The sequence below is a fragment of the Vibrio sp. 99-70-13A1 genome (assembly GCF_013114625.1).
Classification (GTDB): Bacteria; Pseudomonadota; Gammaproteobacteria; order Enterobacterales; family Vibrionaceae; genus Vibrio.
In genome coordinates this window covers 259,998-276,974 of sequence record NZ_VTXD01000003.1, presented here as the reverse complement: position 1 = coordinate 276,974, position 16,977 = coordinate 259,998, and the positions used below count along the sequence as shown (strand labels likewise).

At 43.6% G+C, this 16,977-nt stretch carries 11 protein-coding genes; 2 read left to right on the top strand and 9 right to left on the bottom strand.

Going from position 1 to position 16,977, the window contains the following annotated elements; translation table 11 throughout:
• Positions 1–10 precede the first annotated feature (10 nt).
• Entirely contained in the window at positions 11–1,639 is a 1,629-nt protein-coding gene (locus F0226_RS04620) for an ABC transporter ATP-binding protein (protein WP_171734540.1), read from the top strand.
• 259 nt (positions 1,640–1,898) lie between these two features.
• On the opposite strand, the gene F0226_RS04615 is transcribed toward F0226_RS04620, so the two are convergent.
• On the bottom strand, positions 1,899–2,912 hold the full coding sequence (locus F0226_RS04615) for a substrate-binding domain-containing protein (protein WP_171734539.1): 1,014 nt from the start codon (positions 2,910–2,912) through the stop codon (positions 1,899–1,901).
• Positions 2,913–3,145: 233 nt separating this feature from the next.
• A complete protein-coding gene (locus F0226_RS04610; RefSeq protein WP_171734538.1) occupies positions 3,146–6,220 on the bottom strand; it encodes a GH116 family glycosyl hydrolase in 3,075 nt (1,024 codons plus the stop codon).
• Positions 6,221–6,286: 66 nt separating this feature from the next.
• Between F0226_RS04610 and F0226_RS04605 the strand changes: the two genes are divergently transcribed.
• The gene (locus tag F0226_RS04605) at positions 6,287–7,231 is read left to right on the top strand and encodes an aldose 1-epimerase (RefSeq protein WP_171734537.1); all 945 of its coding nucleotides are present in this window, start codon (positions 6,287–6,289) and stop codon (positions 7,229–7,231) included.
• 61 nt (positions 7,232–7,292) lie between these two features.
• Here F0226_RS04605 and F0226_RS04600 read toward each other — a convergent pair whose 3' ends face one another.
• The 7 genes from F0226_RS04600 to F0226_RS04570 form a co-directional block, all read right to left on the bottom strand.
• On the bottom strand, positions 7,293–9,707 hold the full coding sequence (locus F0226_RS04600) for a glycosyl transferase (protein ID WP_171734536.1): 2,415 nt from the start codon (positions 9,705–9,707) through the stop codon (positions 7,293–7,295).
• A gap of 133 nt (positions 9,708–9,840) precedes the next feature.
• Positions 9,841–10,932 carry a sn-glycerol-3-phosphate ABC transporter ATP-binding protein UgpC gene (gene ugpC / locus F0226_RS04595; RefSeq protein WP_171734535.1) on the bottom strand — a complete coding sequence of 364 codons (1,092 nt, stop codon included), beginning with the start codon at positions 10,930–10,932 and terminating at the stop codon, positions 9,841–9,843.
• A complete protein-coding gene (locus F0226_RS04590; protein ID WP_171734534.1) occupies positions 10,932–12,281 on the bottom strand; it encodes a GH1 family beta-glucosidase in 1,350 nt (449 codons plus the stop codon). The genes ugpC and F0226_RS04590 overlap by 1 nt, the downstream gene beginning before the upstream one ends.
• A gap of 17 nt (positions 12,282–12,298) precedes the next feature.
• Positions 12,299–13,147: a carbohydrate ABC transporter permease gene (locus tag F0226_RS04585; protein ID WP_171734572.1), complete on the bottom strand. Its 849-nt coding sequence runs from the start codon at positions 13,145–13,147 to the stop codon at positions 12,299–12,301.
• Between the two features lie 46 nt (positions 13,148–13,193).
• The gene (locus F0226_RS04580) at positions 13,194–14,180 is read right to left on the bottom strand and encodes a sugar ABC transporter permease (protein ID WP_171734533.1); all 987 of its coding nucleotides are present in this window, start codon (positions 14,178–14,180) and stop codon (positions 13,194–13,196) included.
• A gap of 66 nt (positions 14,181–14,246) precedes the next feature.
• Positions 14,247–15,491, bottom strand: a complete 1,245-nt coding sequence (locus F0226_RS04575) for an extracellular solute-binding protein (protein ID WP_171734532.1) — start codon at positions 15,489–15,491, stop codon at positions 14,247–14,249.
• 18 nt (positions 15,492–15,509) lie between these two features.
• Positions 15,510–16,517, bottom strand: a complete 1,008-nt coding sequence (locus F0226_RS04570; RefSeq protein ID WP_171734531.1) for a substrate-binding domain-containing protein — start codon at positions 16,515–16,517, stop codon at positions 15,510–15,512.
• Between the last annotated feature and the right edge of the window lie 460 nt (positions 16,518–16,977).

Below are 16,977 nucleotides of genomic sequence, written 5' to 3'. Positions count from 1 at the left end.
AGGACGTATCATGTCAGACCAAGCCATTCTCAATGTAGAGAATCTTTCCGTTAGTTTTAAAACAAATGATGGAATCATTGACGCCGTAAAAGGCATTAATTTCTCACTAGAAGCAGGGGAAACGCTCGCGATTGTGGGTGAATCAGGATCGGGTAAATCCGTCTCAAGTAATGCTCTGATGCGTTTACTTCCTGACAATGCCATTTTGCACCCTGAATCTAGAATTGAATTTGAAGGTGAGCAGGTTTTAGACAAAACCGAGCGTCAAATGCAGGCAATACGTGGCGATCGAATCGGCATGATTTTTCAAGAGCCAATGACATCACTCAACCCTTATTTACGTGTCGGTATACAAGTCGCAGAAGCGATCATGTGCCACCGAAAAGTAAGTAAATCCGATGCTAAAAAACGCGTTCTAGAATTGTTCGAACTCGTGCATCTACCAAACATTGACCAAGCCTATACTAAATACCCACATGAATTTTCTGGCGGTCAACTACAACGCATCATGATCGCGATGGCCTTAATCAACGAACCTGACATTCTTATTGCAGATGAACCCACAACCGCACTAGATGTAACGGTTCAAGCTGAAGTGCTTGGTTTGATAAAAGAAATCCAAGAAAAAATGGGCATGGCGATTTTATTTATTACCCACGACCTTGGTGTAGTGAAGCACTTTGCTGACCGAGTTCTTGTGATGTGTAAAGGTGAGTTAGTAGAAGAAGGCGAGACACAAGCCTTATTCAATGATCCGAAACATGACTATACACGCATGCTTATTAATTCAATTCCGAAAGGGCAAAAAGAGCCTATTGAACCCGATGCGCCAGATCTACTCACGGTAGAAGATATTCGCGTTAAATTCCTAGTGAAACAACATTTCATTAAGAGCAAGAACCAGTATTTTGAAGCGGTTAAAGGCATTTCATTATCACTGAAACAAGGCGAAACCTTGGGCATTGTTGGTGAATCTGGCTCTGGTAAATCAACCCTTGGACGCGCATTGATTGGCTTACTTCCTTCTACAGGTCGTATTGTTTACAAAGGCAAAGACCTCAGCTTACTCACCGATACTGAGCGTTTTAAATTGAAAAAAGATGTACAGATGGTGTTCCAAGACCCTTATGGTTCTTTATCACCAAGAATGACAGTAGGCGAGATAATCACGGAAGGCTTAACCGTGCATCAACCTCACCTGTCGAAGAAAGAACGCTTACAACGTGCGCGTGTAGCACTTGAAGAAGTTCGTTTAGAAGCTAATTCAATTAACCGCTACCCACATGAGTTTTCTGGAGGTCAGAGACAACGTATCGCGATTGCTCGATCTCTAATCCTAGAACCTTCATTCATTCTATTAGATGAGCCTACATCAGCACTTGATCGTTCTGTTCAATTAACGGTTATTGACCTGCTTAAAGACATTCAGAAAAAACACAACATCGGCTTCTTATTTATCAGCCATGACTTGTCGGTTGTTAAAGCACTATCTGATCGCGTACTCGTGATGCAAAAGGGTGAAGTGATGGAACAAGGCACGGCAGATGAGATTTTCCATAACCCGCAAAATGAATACACACAAAAGCTAATTGATGCATCTTTCGATTTAGATGAAACACCGAAAGAAAATGCAGCTTAAATTGAACTAATTGGAAATAACAACGTCATATAGATATACCGTCTTGGATAACTCCTAAATGGATTGGAGCAAGAATGGATATAGCTAATCTGGTTTGGCCGCCAAAAACAAAAAAAGTCGCACGGAGGCGACTTTTTTTGTGTCTGTTACTTTTTAATTCCTGTGACTTTCTATCTTAAGGAATTTTCACTTCGACCTTCATTTTCATTTTTTACTTTTACTTTTACTTTTACTTAATCATTTAATCTCGACGCTCAACTTATCGATACAGAGATTTTGTCGATTCACGAACAATTAAATCAATGGGTGGCAACCTAGCTTCATGTCTTTCCCCTGACATCAGATTAAGAATCGACTCCGCGCAAACTTCGCCTATCTCTTCTATTGGCTGCCTCAAAGTTGTAAGTGCAGGTGTGAAGTATTTGGAAGTGGGCAAATCATCAAACCCGATAACAGAGACATCTTCAGGAACTTTATACCCATGATCATGCAGTGCTTTAATTGCGCCATAAGCCGTTTGGTCATTTGCGGCAAACAAAGCCGAGAAATGCACTTTCGATTCGATCAGTTCTACCGTTTTTTCATAGCCTTGTTCACAGCTAAAGTCACCCTGCTTAACTAGTTTTGGTCTCACTTTAATGCCAGCTTCCGCTATTGCTTTCTTATATCCTTCAAAGCGTGCGCCTGAATCTGGCTGCGAAGCTAGACCTTTAATATGCGCGATATTGACATGCCCTTGCTGCAATAAGTGCAAAGTCGCCATATAACCACCCAAAACATTGTCAATGTTTAGTGAGCGAACATTCTCTTCTACGATGTCATACCCAACCATTACGATAGGGATATCTTTAGCATATTTGGCTATATCTTCATTCGTCACGCTTCCCGTCACGATGATCATACCGTCCACATTGCTTTTGGCTAAATATTCCAAAGCATGGATTTCAAGTTTTTTCTGCCAGTGGCCCGTCGCAATCACAAGAGAATAGCCCTGTGCAATCAAGGTTTTCTCCATGTCATTCAAAATGCGGCTAGTGTAGGGGCTATCTGGGTGCTGGACTAATACCCCAACGGTCAATGAGCGGCGATTGAGATTTTCTTGCGCCTGAAAGTTAGGTTTATAACCCGTATCTTTTATAGCTTGCTCAATATTTTGACTTTTATCATCCGACACATAGGTCGTTCGATTCAAAAAACGAGAAACGGTACTGGGAGATACACCCGCGAGTTTAGCGACGTCGTATACGGTTGCCTTTCTAGTTTTAGTGCGCATTTTTTGTTCCCTAAACCTTTAAACGTGAAGTTGAAGCCGTCTATGAAAACCTTTGATAACTCGATTATAGAGGTATGTTTATTATTTAAGCCTAATTCTACTAAAAATCTCAGTAGGCAAACTGAGCAACAGGCAAGCGCGTTTCTAAATAAACCAAACTCTAAACTGATAAAAATAAAGGAGCTCAATTGCTCCCTTTCATTTAACGATCATTCACTCATTTAATACGCATCTTAGTATAAATAAGCGAATATCATCCCAGGTCTAAAATATCGACCCGCTGTATATTTTAGACCCGTACTCAATAGCCATTTATGTAAAGCTCTTGCCGTAGCTGTTGGGACGTTTATCTTAAGTATACTAACAAACTCATCAGTATCTTTCGTTAACATTGGGTTGACGCGTTTATCAAAAAACAAAATTTCTTGCTCAATCAACGCATCGACCCATGACTTCGCTTCATTTATTGGCAAGTTAAATACATTTACCAATTCTGACTCAGTTACAGTTACCGAGCAGTTGAACCCTTCTGGCGCAGCAAATGGGATCTTCGAGTAGTCATATAACGCGGTATATACGGTGTCCATTAGCTGTTCAGATTGTGGAGTTTTAGCCGCTAATTTCAACGCCGTCGCAACACTGAATTGAACACCAATCCAAACATCTTGAGCTTGAAACGCTTCATGTGGCGAACCGTCTGCAAGGGTCATGTTTGCGACACCTAATGTCGGGCTGTTAATCTCAAAATTGTGTTTATACACATAATCTAACGCACGTTGAATCCGCCCTTCTGGAAAGATACCTTCTAGTCCCATTAGCTTTAGGTAGCTGTCGGCTAGCAAGGCATCACCAAAGCTATTGTCTGAATCTGGCACTAGATTTGAATAATCTTCCGTAAAGGCTTGTGGCGCTACATCACTCAATAAGCGCTTTTTAGAGGCTCGCTGATCAAGTTTGCTGATATCAATGGAAAGGTCGGTTTGGTTTAGATAATCGTTGAGCATATTTTTATCTGCGATGGCATCGCCAGTCAAAGATAAACCTAAATTTTCAAGCGCTTGATACCCTTCACCAGTTAAATGCTTAGCTTGGATAGGCGTAACAAAAAAGTGGTAATAGCCTTCCTTTTCATCCCACAAACTTTGCTCTACCGTTGCTAATGCACGCTTTGAACGTTCTAGATAACCAGCGGCTAATTCTGGTTCGCCAACCAACTTAGCCAATTCACTTGCCGCTTTTAAGCCCGCAACCCAAAGGCTTGCACAATAAATAGAGATCCCGTGAGACGCCAAATTATCGAAGGTGTCATCTGTACCTCGGGTTAACGGTAAATCGTCACCTTCAGCAATTAAGTTAGACAAAAATTCAATGCTTTCTGTCACTGCTTGCCAGCACTCTTTAACCACAGAGATGTCTTGTGTATTTTGATAGTGGCGATACACCATAAGGATGTATTTGGGTGCTAAGTCCTTCCACTCTTTCACATTGTGCCAGCTGTAAGCGTCAGGCTGGATATCAAATGGGCTGCCCAAATCATGGATTACCGCCCCTCTAATGGCACGTACACCTTGGTACTTGTCATCAATCAATTCCGCGTTTGGCGTTGCCTCGTATTCCCAGTAACGACGTTTGGTAAAGTCTTCCGCTAGAATGGCTTTAGAAAACTCTTTCATCACGCAACCATCAAGCTCAGGCAGCAAATAGAGCAGAGAGAACGATCCGTAGAAATACACATCTAGAGAGTTAAAGAATGGGTAGTCGACACACTCTTTCACTAAGAACTTATCGTCTTTATCCCACACCGTGGATTCTGCTAAAAAAGAGAGTGAATTCATTGCCATGGTTGAATAACGCAAAGCTGACTCAGGGTTCTCTATTTTCTGCTGAGCTTCAGCCAAGAAGTCTGCCTGCTGGACCACAATAGTGCGTTCAATATTGGCTAATTCAGGAAGCACATCATTAAGAATATCGATTGCAGGCATCGTTTGAGGGTAGAACTGAGTGTATGCCTTTTCTGAAGCCCAATCGTTCAATAGCACTTTACTGTGCGCCATCACTTGCGCAAAACGAAGCTCTATCACTTCATCAGGTTCCAACTCCAATTGGACGGTGACTAATGCACTTAACGCTTCCCTTCCGCTGTATATTCCGGTTTCAAATTCTGCATTAGTTCGACCCGTGCGTAAGGCGTATTCAACTTGCTTTTCAGTTTTAGACGTATAAAGAGAAGGTTTAACGGAAACAGACACTTTACCTTGTTCAATCAAGTATTTATCCACTTGCACGCCATAAACCACTTCCCCCTCGATGTCACTTTGATAAGGAGAATCACTTGTTAAACGCGCCCCAGTGAACACCAAATCACCATGATTCAAAGAAACTGAATGATGCTTCTGATCGATCGGATTTTGAGATAAATCACAGGCGGAGTCTTGAATGCCATCACGACTTTTTTGATAATTAGAGCCAATCAAATTCTGCAATGGTTGCACTAAAGTAATAACACGAGTTTGATCGGATTTATTCTCACATTCAAAGTGATTCCAGTGCACAGGTAAAGAACAAAGCCTTTTATTTCCTTGGACGATAGGAGAGGCCACTTTCCTTTTAATAGTCACATCGCTAAAACATGAGTATTCATATTCAGAGAATGGATATAATGCTCGATAATCAATATCACAATCATTAATTGAATTTGGTAATTTAGATTCACTTGAAGTTAAAGATATTAATTTTGAATTTTTATTAATTAACAAACCATTGAAAAAATCCAATGCAACATATAGTTGGCAAATTAGTGACTTGCAATCTTTTTTAATATAAAACTGAGTTTTTTCAGAAAAATACACATTCCATTTTATAAAATTACTTTTATTATCATTATAAAATTCACCAGCCAGCAAAGCTGACTTAATCAATAACAAAGCATCTGATAAGTTATCTTTATCTATCTTTTTCCCATCAAACAGAACTGGATAAAAATTTAAGTGAACGCTAAGTTCTTGAATTGACATAACGGCTAGCGAATCGATAGATGGCACATCCATCACCGAAGCATAAAAGTCATTAAAATTAATATCTTGATTTGAAATATCGACAAATATACCTGGAATAAAACTGAAGTTAGGCGTACTTCCATTTGGTGTTAAGGTGAATGTATTACCTATTCCACCAATTGCCATTCCTGTATTTTCAGGCGTTGTCGATATTGGCGTATACCATGGTTGGATGAATTCAACGGCATCACCTTTTTTGCATAACTGCTCTGATTTACCAAAATATGTAGTGTATGGAATTTTATTTTTCATTTTTTAAAACCACCATTGAATATTTTATTCTTCTTGTTAATATCTTTAAAAAATGGAGACATCAACATGTTTAAAATTATAAATGAAAATTTTGGAAGTCTTGACGCTGTGACAATATTAAACTCCCAACATGGTATAGAACTACAAATAATCAATGGATTTGGCGCAATAATTAATAAATACATAGTTAATAATAGTCCATTCTCTTTTATTTGCGGCTATAAAGATTCTGATGATCTCATTAAACAGAATCCTTTTTTTTCTCGTAGTGCGAAATTATTTCCATTTCCTAATCGACTAAATAACGGTCGTTTTCAATTTAATGATCAAACCCACCAACTTCCGGCTAATTTTTCATGGTCTGAACATGCCGTGCATGGGTTACTTTATAACCAAGCTTTCTCTGTGGTTGATTCATCCGCGGATGAATCAAAAGCAAGCGTCACAGTACAATATTCTACCCAGAAGCTTCATGACGGTTTTCCATTTGCCTTTGTGTTGAGTGTGACCTTCACCATTGATATTGCTGGTTTACTAACATGTTCCACCAGCGTTCATAACCAAGGTGACGCTACCTTCCCGTTTGGTGATGCTTGGCACCCATACTTTTCTTTAGATACCCAGCGTGAACATTGCACCTTAACCATGCCAACTTGTTTAGAACTCGAGCACGTTAACGATTTACCGAGTGGTCAAAAGCATGCTTTCAACGCCTTTTCAAAAGGGGGCTCATTGGCAAATCAAATCCTCAACAATTGCTTTGAATTTGAAGGGAATACTCCAATCAACCTCACACTTGAACGCGCCGATGCCAAAGCTTGTTTACATTACCAACAAGATTCTAGCTACCCATTCATTCAGCTATACACTCCAACGAAAGAGCAGAGTATTGCCATAGAACCAATGACTTGCCCTGCGGATGCATTCAATAACAAGATTGGATTACTCACCTTAGAACCGCAGCAAACCCAAACCTTTAGCTGGCAATGCCAAGCTCAATACCACGGCTAACAGCCAGACAAATCGCACAAGAAGCAACGGATAAAGGGCGCACTAAGCGCCCTTTCCATTGCTAACCTAATATCACCTCAACGCTATGTTCACCGGTAGTAAAAATAGGCGCTTTGTTACCTGAAATCAGATCACCATTTACTTTCATTTCAACCACGCCCTTACACACGTTATTTGGGTTAGTGACATGAATGTTGTATGTCGCACCACGGAACTGACGACGCACTTTAAATTCAGGCCACTCAGCCGGAATACAAGGGTCCACTAGCAAGCCATCTACTTCAGGACGAACACCCAGAATCCACTGCGTACCCGCCACGTAAGTCCAAGATGAAGTACCTGAAAGCCATGCATTACGCCCTAGACCGAACTGTTTGTGTTCATCACCCAAGATGTTTTGTGGGTAGCAGTAAGGTTCAGATTCAAAGGTATCGATGTCATCGTTCTTAGACGCAGGGTTGATTTGGCGGTAATACTCATAAGCACGCTCACCATTACCCATTTTCGCTTCTGCGATCATTACCCAAGGGTTTGAATGCAAAAAGATACCGCCATTCTCTTTCGCGCCTGGTGGGTACGTAGAAACGCCACCTAGTTGAGGATCAAAACCGTTGTAACCTGGTGTTGAAAGCTTGATGCCATTGGTGGTGTTCAGTTTGTTGTAAACCGAATCTAGTGCTTGCGTGGCACGTTCTTGAGTCGCGAAACCAGAGATCACAGGCCAACTTTGACCGTTGGTGTAGATCTGCCCTTGCTCATTCTTATAAGAGCCAATTGGTAAGCCTTGCTCATCAAAGTAACGAACAAACCACTCACCATCCCAGCCGCACTCATTCACCGTGCTCTGCATCTGTTGGTACTGATCGTTAAACTTAGCCGTCAGTTGCGCTTCACCACGCAGCTCACACAAGTCCAACATGTCGAGCAGTGCTTTGCCGTACATATTGGCAACCATCATCGACTCAGCACCTGTTGGCAGGTTCACCGTGTCATTCCAGTCAGCGAAACCCAATAACGGTAGACCGTGCTCACCAGTATTGGTGTAAGTAAATTCAATAGAGCGGCATAGGTGATTCCAAACCGTTCCGGTTTCAATTGGGTTGCCGTCTTTGTCTTTCTGGTAGAACGGGATCTCTTTATTCAAGAAGTCTGCATTGCCCGTTTCTTTCACATATTGAGTCACCGCGTAGATGATCCACAGGTGATCATCACCATAATAATCAGGGCGATCTTCTTCTTCACGTGAGTCACCCGCGTTCGCTTCCATCGTTGATGGGAAGAACTGATGCATCGCAGAACCGTTAGTGTTCTGAACAGACAACAGACGCTCAATGAACTCGCGCGCTTCTTCTGGCATGTGAGCAATTACGCCCAACGTATCTTGCGAAGAATCACGGAAGCCGATGCCACGTGCGCCATAGCCAAGCTGATACAGAGACAAGTAACGAGACCAGTTTTTGGTTGTGTGACACTGACGTGGGTTATGTACGTTAAGCATCGAGTTCATTGCCGGATCCGGCGTCTCAACCTGAACCGCTTGTAGGTAACCATCCCAATGTTCAGCCAGTTCATCGAAAGCCGAATCGACCACTTGATGGTCACGATATTTAGCCAATAAAGGCAATGCTGCTTCTAGGCTCTCTTCCTGTGCGATTTGCACAATCGTACGTTCGGTTTGCTCTGGAGATAACCAACCCAGACGTAGGTTAAGTGCACCAATATTGTCGCCACGCAAACACTCGGTGTTGCCTAGTTCATCATTGTTTAGTGCTTCTGGCGCTGCCCATGTACCGTAGCCCAAGTTCCCTAGGAACGATTGGCGATCACCATCAAAAGACGTCGCAGGGCGATCCGCTGTCATCAAGTTCACCGCATAATCGCGCTTCATAAAGGCGTACTGCTCAAGCACGGTATGACCCGATTCTTGCTGGTGCGCTTTAAGCGTCATGGTTTGTGGCACCCAGTCAGCATTAAGTAACTGCTTAAGTGCATCGAAGTGCGTGAACTCGTATACAGGCACCACATTAACGTGCAGAGCTTTGTCTGAAATGTTGGTGACTTTGATGTCTTGCAACAAGACTTGGTCAGCTTTTGGCACGAAGAAAGTCGCTTCACAACGCACACCAAACGCTTCTGCAATGATGGTGGTGTAAGACAAGCCGGTGTGGTTTTCAAACTTATCCAACGGCTTCAGAGTTGGCGTGTAGAAAGGTGAGAATATTTCCACGTTGCCCGCTTCATCACGTACCTTAAGGTACATGGTTGAGCCTTTGAAGTCTGAGTTTGGCAGTTGAGCAATGTACTTAGTGATACGGTTGAGCGCAGGATCGCCCTTACACAGCAATACGCCGCCGTTGCTATCTACAATGCCACCGAAATCTAATGTGCCCACGTAGTTACACCATTTGATCGGTGTGCACGGTGTGGTTGCTACGTATTCTTTGTTTTTATCGTCAAAATATCCGAATTTCATCATCACTATCCCTAGCCCCTCCCAAATCAGGAGGAGCCAAAACAATTTGTCGTAAGTTGGTTGGTGTTAGCTCAATGGCAGACTTAACCGTTGGAATTAGCCGTTTAGTCAGGCTTCTCTCACTCGCCCTTGCAAATCAGCTCGCTAGTGAGTTCTCACTCAGAGCATCGAACAAGTGGAAAGCATCCAAATCCAAGTAAAGCGTCAGATTTTTTACATCCACTTCAGCCGCTTGAGTTTCAACCATCAGCGGTTGACCCCCAATTTCTGTTTTCAGAAGAATGCTTGCGCCCAGTAATTCCTTGTCTTTGATTTTCACAGGGAATGGCAGCACGCGGTCGTGGTCAACTTGCTCGGCACGTAGGTGAATGTCTGTTGGACGAACACCAAAATGCAGCGCTAGGTTCTTAGACGCCAGAGACTTAAAACGCTCAGGCAGTGGGATATGAACATCGCCGATTTCAACGAAGTACTCGCCTTCTTTTTCAATCAGTTTTGCTTCCAACATGTTCATTGATGGGTTACCAATGAATTGTGCGACAAACTTGTTTGCAGGACGCTGGAACACCTCGGTTGGCGTGCCAACTTGAGCGACATAACCGTCTTTCAAGATCACAATACGATCCGCCAGTGTCATCGCTTCGATCTGATCGTGGGTTACGTAGATCGTGGTGGTTTTAAGTTCACGGTGTAGGTGTTTGATCTCTTCACGCATCACGCCACGAAGTTTTGCATCAAGGTTAGACAACGGCTCATCAAACAAGAAGACTTTAGGCGTACGAACCATCGCACGGCCCATTGCCACACGTTGACGCTGACCACCAGAAAGCTCTTTCGGCTTACGGTTGAGTAGTGGATCAAGCTCAAGCATTTTCGCCGCTTTTAGCACTTCTACGTCGATTTCTGCTTTCGGCATGCCCTTCAGCTTCAGAGCAAAGGCGATGTTCTCGTACACCGTCATGTGCGGGTACAGAGCGTAGCTTTGGAATACCATCGCCAGGTCACGGTCTTTCGCGTCGACTTTATTCATCAGCTTGCCGCCAACCACGATGTCACCAGAGCTGATACTTTCAAGGCCAGCAAGCATACGTAGCGTTGTCGATTTACCACAGCCAGATGGGCCAAGGAAAACCACGAACTCACCATCTTCAACTGTAAAATCAAACTCTTTGACGACTTCAACATCACCGAATGATTTTTTGATGTTCTTAAATTCTACTTTAGCCATTATCTGTTCTCCTCAGCGCGCTCTAGAAGCATGTTTCGGTACGCTATTGCGCTCTGTTTCAATGTTCTTTCTTGGGTGGTGTAGTCGACATGGACAATGCCAAATCGCTGGCAGTAGCCGAATGCCCACTCAAAGTTATCCATCAGGCTCCAAGCGAAGTAACCGTCGACTTTCACACCTGCTTCAACTGCGTTGTGAACCGCTTCGATGTGACCTTGGAAATAACGAACTCGTTGCTCGTCCATCACTTGTCCGTTTACACGCTCGTCGTTGCCGGCTGCACCGTTCTCTGTGATGTAGATAGGTGGCATATTTTCGTAGCGAGCATCCAGTCTGACCAATAAATCGGTCAAGCCTTGTGGGTTGATTTCCCAGCCGATGTAAGTGTGTTCAGCGTCAGTTTGTTTCACCGATTCAATGTCGCCGTTCTCATTAAAGCGAGCGACATTACGTGTGTAGTAGTTGATGCCGATGTAATCAACTGGTGCGCTGATAATGTCGAGATCGCCCTCTAAAATCATCGGCATGTTCATCGCTTGGCGTTCAACCACTAGCTGTGGGTACCCGCCTTTTAATACTGGGTCAATGAACCAGTGGTAGTTTTCGGCTTCACAGTAATCGGCTGCCGCTTGATCTTGTGGCGTAAACGGATAAGCCGGAGTCGCGTTGAATACCACACCGTGCTTAGCGTTCGGTGCATTCTTACGAAGAATCGGCATCGCCAAACCATGTCCTAGCATCAAGTGATGAGAAGCTAAGTAGCCCTCTTTTTCACCCTTGATGCCTGGCGCGTGCTCGCCCCAACGGTAGCCTAGGAACGCAGAAACAAACGGTTCGTTCAGCGTGGTGTACACATCAATGGTATCGCCAAAGTATTTGCTCACCACTTCTGCGTATTCTGCGAATTTGTAAGACGTTTCACGGTTTAGCCAGCCGCCTTTATCTTCAAGGTATTGCGGCAGATCCCAGTGATAAAGCGTCACATACACTTTCATTCCACGCGCATGACACTCATCGATGATCTGACCATAAAATTCTAAGCCTTCTTGATTCACCACACCGTCTTGAGGCAGGATTCGAGGCCATGCAATTGACAGGCGGTAAGCATCAACGCCTAAGCCTTGAATCATCTCGATATCTTGTTGCCATAAATGGTAGTGATCACACGCCACATCACCATTGTCGCCGTTATCGACCTTGCCCGGCGTTTTGCAAAAAGTGTCCCAGATAGACGGTGTACGACCGCCTTCTTCAACGCCGCCTTCAATTTGGTATGAAGATGTCGCGACACCGAATACAAATTCCTTACTGCGTAACTTTGAATCACTTGGAAGTTGATATTTATTCATTGTTATAACCCTTAAACCTAACCTTTAACTGCGCCGGACGTTAAACCACTGATCATCTGTTTCGATGCGAACAAGTAAGTAATCACGAGCGGTAAAATAGAAATGGTGGTACCTAGCATTACCGCGCCCCATGGCGTATTCGGAATGCCTTGAACGCTTCGTAGTGCTTGTGTAATCACGTAATTATCTGGGTTGTTGAGCACCACGAGAGGCTGCATAAACATGTTCCAGAAGAAAACGAACTGAACAATCGCAAGTGTTGCTAGTGCAGGCTTCATCAGTGGCAGTACCACACTCCAGTACGTTCTGAACTCACCCGCACCATCCAATTTCGCTGCTTCAAGTAGCTCTTTCGGAATCGATGCAATCACGTGCTGACGCATCAAAAAGATACCAAATGGTGTGGTGGTGAACGGTAGCCATACCGCCATGTGGTTATCCAGCAAGCCTAGGAATTTCACGATCATGAAGTAAGGAATCAAGCTAAGCACAGGCGGAATCGCCATTGAGCCAACCAGCATGCCGAACAACACGTTCTTACCGCGGAACTTAAACACAGCAAATGCGTAACCACCCATGCTACAAAACAGCAGCGAGATGGTGGTACCTAAGAAAGCCACGTAAATCGAGTTAAACATCGCTTTCCAAAACGGCATGATTTCAAGCAACTTGGCATAGTTAATCGCTAGGCTATCGCCAATAGCAAAGCTGATGCCTGTACCGAAAATTTCAGAACGGTCACGAGTCGATAACAGTGCCGACCATACAAACGGGAACACCGTAATTAGCGCTGAAACCACCAGTAAGATGCCGAGCATGATCATTAGGATCTTAGTCAGAATGTACATGCTGCGTTCGCTTGGCATAAAACCACTTAAAGGCGACGTACTTGTCTTAATTGATGTAGACATATTAATGCTCCCCTAAGCCTTTCTTACCGAATAATACAAACTGAACCAAAGTACACGTTGCGATGAGTGCAAACAGTAACCATGAAATCGCTGATGCTGTGCCCATTTCTAGCCATTCCCAACCCACTTTATAGAGGTACATAGAGATAGTTAAACCTGATTGACCCGTACCACCCGTACCACGCGTTAGGACGAACGGTTCTTCAAACATCTGCAAGTTACCGATGATGGTCATAGTGATTGCAAAGAAGATGAATGGACGAATCATTGGCAGTGAAATGTTCCAGAAGCGGCGGAAGGCATTGGCACCATCCATGCGAGCAGCTTCTAAAATGTCTTTAGGAATCGTCATTAAACCCGTGGTGTAAAGGACAATGTTAAAACCGGTATATTTCCAGAAAACCATGATGGCGATAGACGGCTTCACCATAGTGGCATCGTCTAACCAACGGATTGGTTGAAAATCATTAACCCAAGCGAATGCCCAGCCAAACAGTGTGCTATCAGCCAGAGCCATTAACGTTTGGTTAATTATTCCTGAGTTAGGAGAGTACATGTTGAAGAAAATCAGTGACGCTGCGACCGTTGATGTAATGAACGGTAAAAAGTACGCCGATGTTAGCCAGTGACGCATGCGGTCACCCATAGAAACCAACATATAAGCCACTGGAATAGCGACTAAATGCTGAGCTACACCTGACGTGATGGCTAGCCACAATGTGTTCTTTAACGAACGCCATAACCATGGGTCAGTTAAGGCAATGTGATAGTTCTCTAAACCAACGAACTCCATCGCATCCATGCCTCTTACTGGGTTCCACTCATGGAACGACAGGTAGACAGAGAACAACAGCGGGAAAATCCCAAATACAGAAAAAATGATCAGAAACGGCAGAAGAAATCCATACGGTGTAAGCGCTTTCAAATTCAGACGAGAAAAAAGGCTTTGCTCCGAAGTTTCTATGGTTGTGCTCGCTGTATGATTCATAGTAACGACCTCTTAGAAAAGGAAGCGCGTTTCCACGCTTCCTCACTTACTTAAAGTAAAAACAAATTAAAGATTACGCGTGCGACGCTTGATTAGACGCTCAGCTTCTTTAAGCGCAGTCTCGATGTCTTTACCTTCATCAAGCACTTCCATCAACGCGTTCTCTAAAATGATAGAACGTGCAACGTGATCGCCTTGAGCTGGAGATACTGGCTTAATGTTTTGAGCAACTTCAGCAAAGATTAAGCGAGCTTTTTGTCCACCAAGGAACTCCATTTCTTCTTGGAATAACGCATCGTCATACGTGGTTACGTTGGCAGGGAAAGCCGCAATCGTTTCGAAATGTTTAAGCTGCACATCACGTTCGGTCGTCATGTATTTAATCAGCGCCCATGCTTCATCTGGGTTGTCTGATTGAGTTGGAATAGATAGGAATGAACCACCCCAGCTGCCGTAGATACCATCTGGTAAATTTTCTACTGCCCACTTACCTTTGGTTTCAGGTGCAATCCAGTTGTTTAAGTGACCAAGTAACCAAGCGCCAGAAAGTTGAGTCGCAAATGTGCCGTTGCGGAAGCCTTCGTACCATTCGTTAGACCAAGCCAGAATGCGACCATCTAAACCTTTGTCGCGGATTTCTTTCGCTACTTCAAAAGCGTGAACAAAACGCTCTGATGTCACCACTGGGTTACCATCTTTATCGAAGTACAGACCTTCACCTTCTGGAACTGTCGTGAAGATAATCGCTTGTGCCACGTCGGCTGCCGAAGCAATAAGTTGGACGTTTTGCTCTTTCAGTTTTTCACCAGCCGCGATGTATGAATCCCAATCTTTGATGGCTTCATTGACATCAATACCCGCTTTTTCGAATACGTCAGTACGGTAGTACATAACACCTGGACCGAGGTCGACAGGAATGCCATACATGTCGCCGTCTGCACCTTTACCTTGTGCCCAAGCATATGGTGCGAATCGTTCTTCGTATTTATCTGCACCGTAGTTTTCAGACAAGTTCACTAGACCGCCAGAGCCGACAAATGGACCGATTTTTTCTACATCCACCACAATCACATCACCCGCACCAGAACCCGTCGCCAAGTTTGTCGTTAGTTTCGTATGGTGATCACCGTGGTTATTCATTAGGTAGTCGACTTTGATTCCCGTTTCCTTCTCAAAATCAGGCAGTAATACTTTCAGGCTGCTGTCGAAATCGGGAAATCCGTCAAAACGAATTTCTTTATCAGCAGCGTTTGCTGTTGCAGCAAGTCCTAAAGCGACTGCGCAAGAAAGCGCTAAGGTCTTAAGTTTCATGTTCTATCCTTAATATTTTTATAGGGTATCTAGTAAATTCGTAACCGAGTTTCTAGCAACCAAAGTCGGCAACAATTTAAAATTCACATCACGTTTAATCTTGTTGAGTTTTTGCAAAGTCAGCTGAACCGCTTCAATGCTCATCTCTTCTATTGGAAAGTTAATGGTGGTCAAACTCGGGGTTAAGTATCGCGCGAATATGGTGTTATCAAAGCCCACAAGAGAAACGTCCTTTGGTACAGAGAGCCCTTCTTCATGCAGCACTTCAAATGCGCCAAATGCCATGTGATCGTTTGAAGCAAATACCGCCGTAAATTGGCACTTACGGTTAATCAATTTCTTCATAGCGCTGACGCCGGTTTGTTCAGTGAACCCAGCTTCTGACACCAATGCTTCATCGAATGGCACATTCGCCTCTTCCAAAGCCTTTCGATAACCTTGCAAACGCCCCCGAGCATCTGCTTTATCTAAAGGCCCTGTAATACACGCTATTCTGGTGTGCCCCTGTTGCAGTAAATATTGAGTCGCAAGTTGTCCCCCGACCTCGTTATCAATATCTATGCAGCTCATTGCCATTTCTGGAATAAAGCGGTTAATTAAAACCACAGGGGTTCCCTGTTCTTCCAGCTCAATTAAGTAGTCATCACTTAGCAACTGAGTATGAAGTATCAAAGCATCCACTCGGCGCCCTAATAGAAACTCCACAGACTCACGTTGCCCTTGCTCTGTATTTGAACCAGCGGTCACCACAGCGTGATAACCAAAGCGGCGGAGGTTCTCTTCTAAACAATGCAAAATCCCCGAATAGAAAGAACCACCCAGTTCAGGTACAACAATCCCAATACTGCCACTACGACTAGACGCTAAAGCTTGAGCAATTGAATTAGGGCGATACCCCAACTCTTTAATTGCTTTTTCAACTTTTAGTTTCTTGTCATGACTGACTCGGCTCGTTCCATTAATCACTCTTGAAACTGTCGCCTGAGATACACCAGCATGTTCTGATACGTGCTTTATTGTTGCCACTCGAACCTCGATACTTCATTAACTTGTAACCGCTTTCATAAAGGATTATTGACGAAGTTCGTGTTCGTTTGAGTGAGAGTCATCACACTAAGCTCGGGGTTAAATGGCGAGATTGGCAAACATTGAAAGCGCTTACAAATAAACGCCACTCCATGAAACTGTTTCATGAAATCATGCTGAATCTTATGAAATGGTGACTTTTTATCGAATTATTTAATAATTTTCGAAGTGAATAAGCGCGAGCCAATCATTAGAACATTGAGTCGTATTTTCAGACAATGTAGTCAAACAATATGACTTGCTAAAACGCAAAAAAATGGGCGCAATGAATGCACCCATAATGGAGTTAATCTATGTAATGTTGCCCTAATAAAACTGCCTTTAGGGCTTAAATGGACAGTCATTAATATTGGTTACACGCTGAACCGAAACCAATATTTATTATTTAAAACATGTGAAT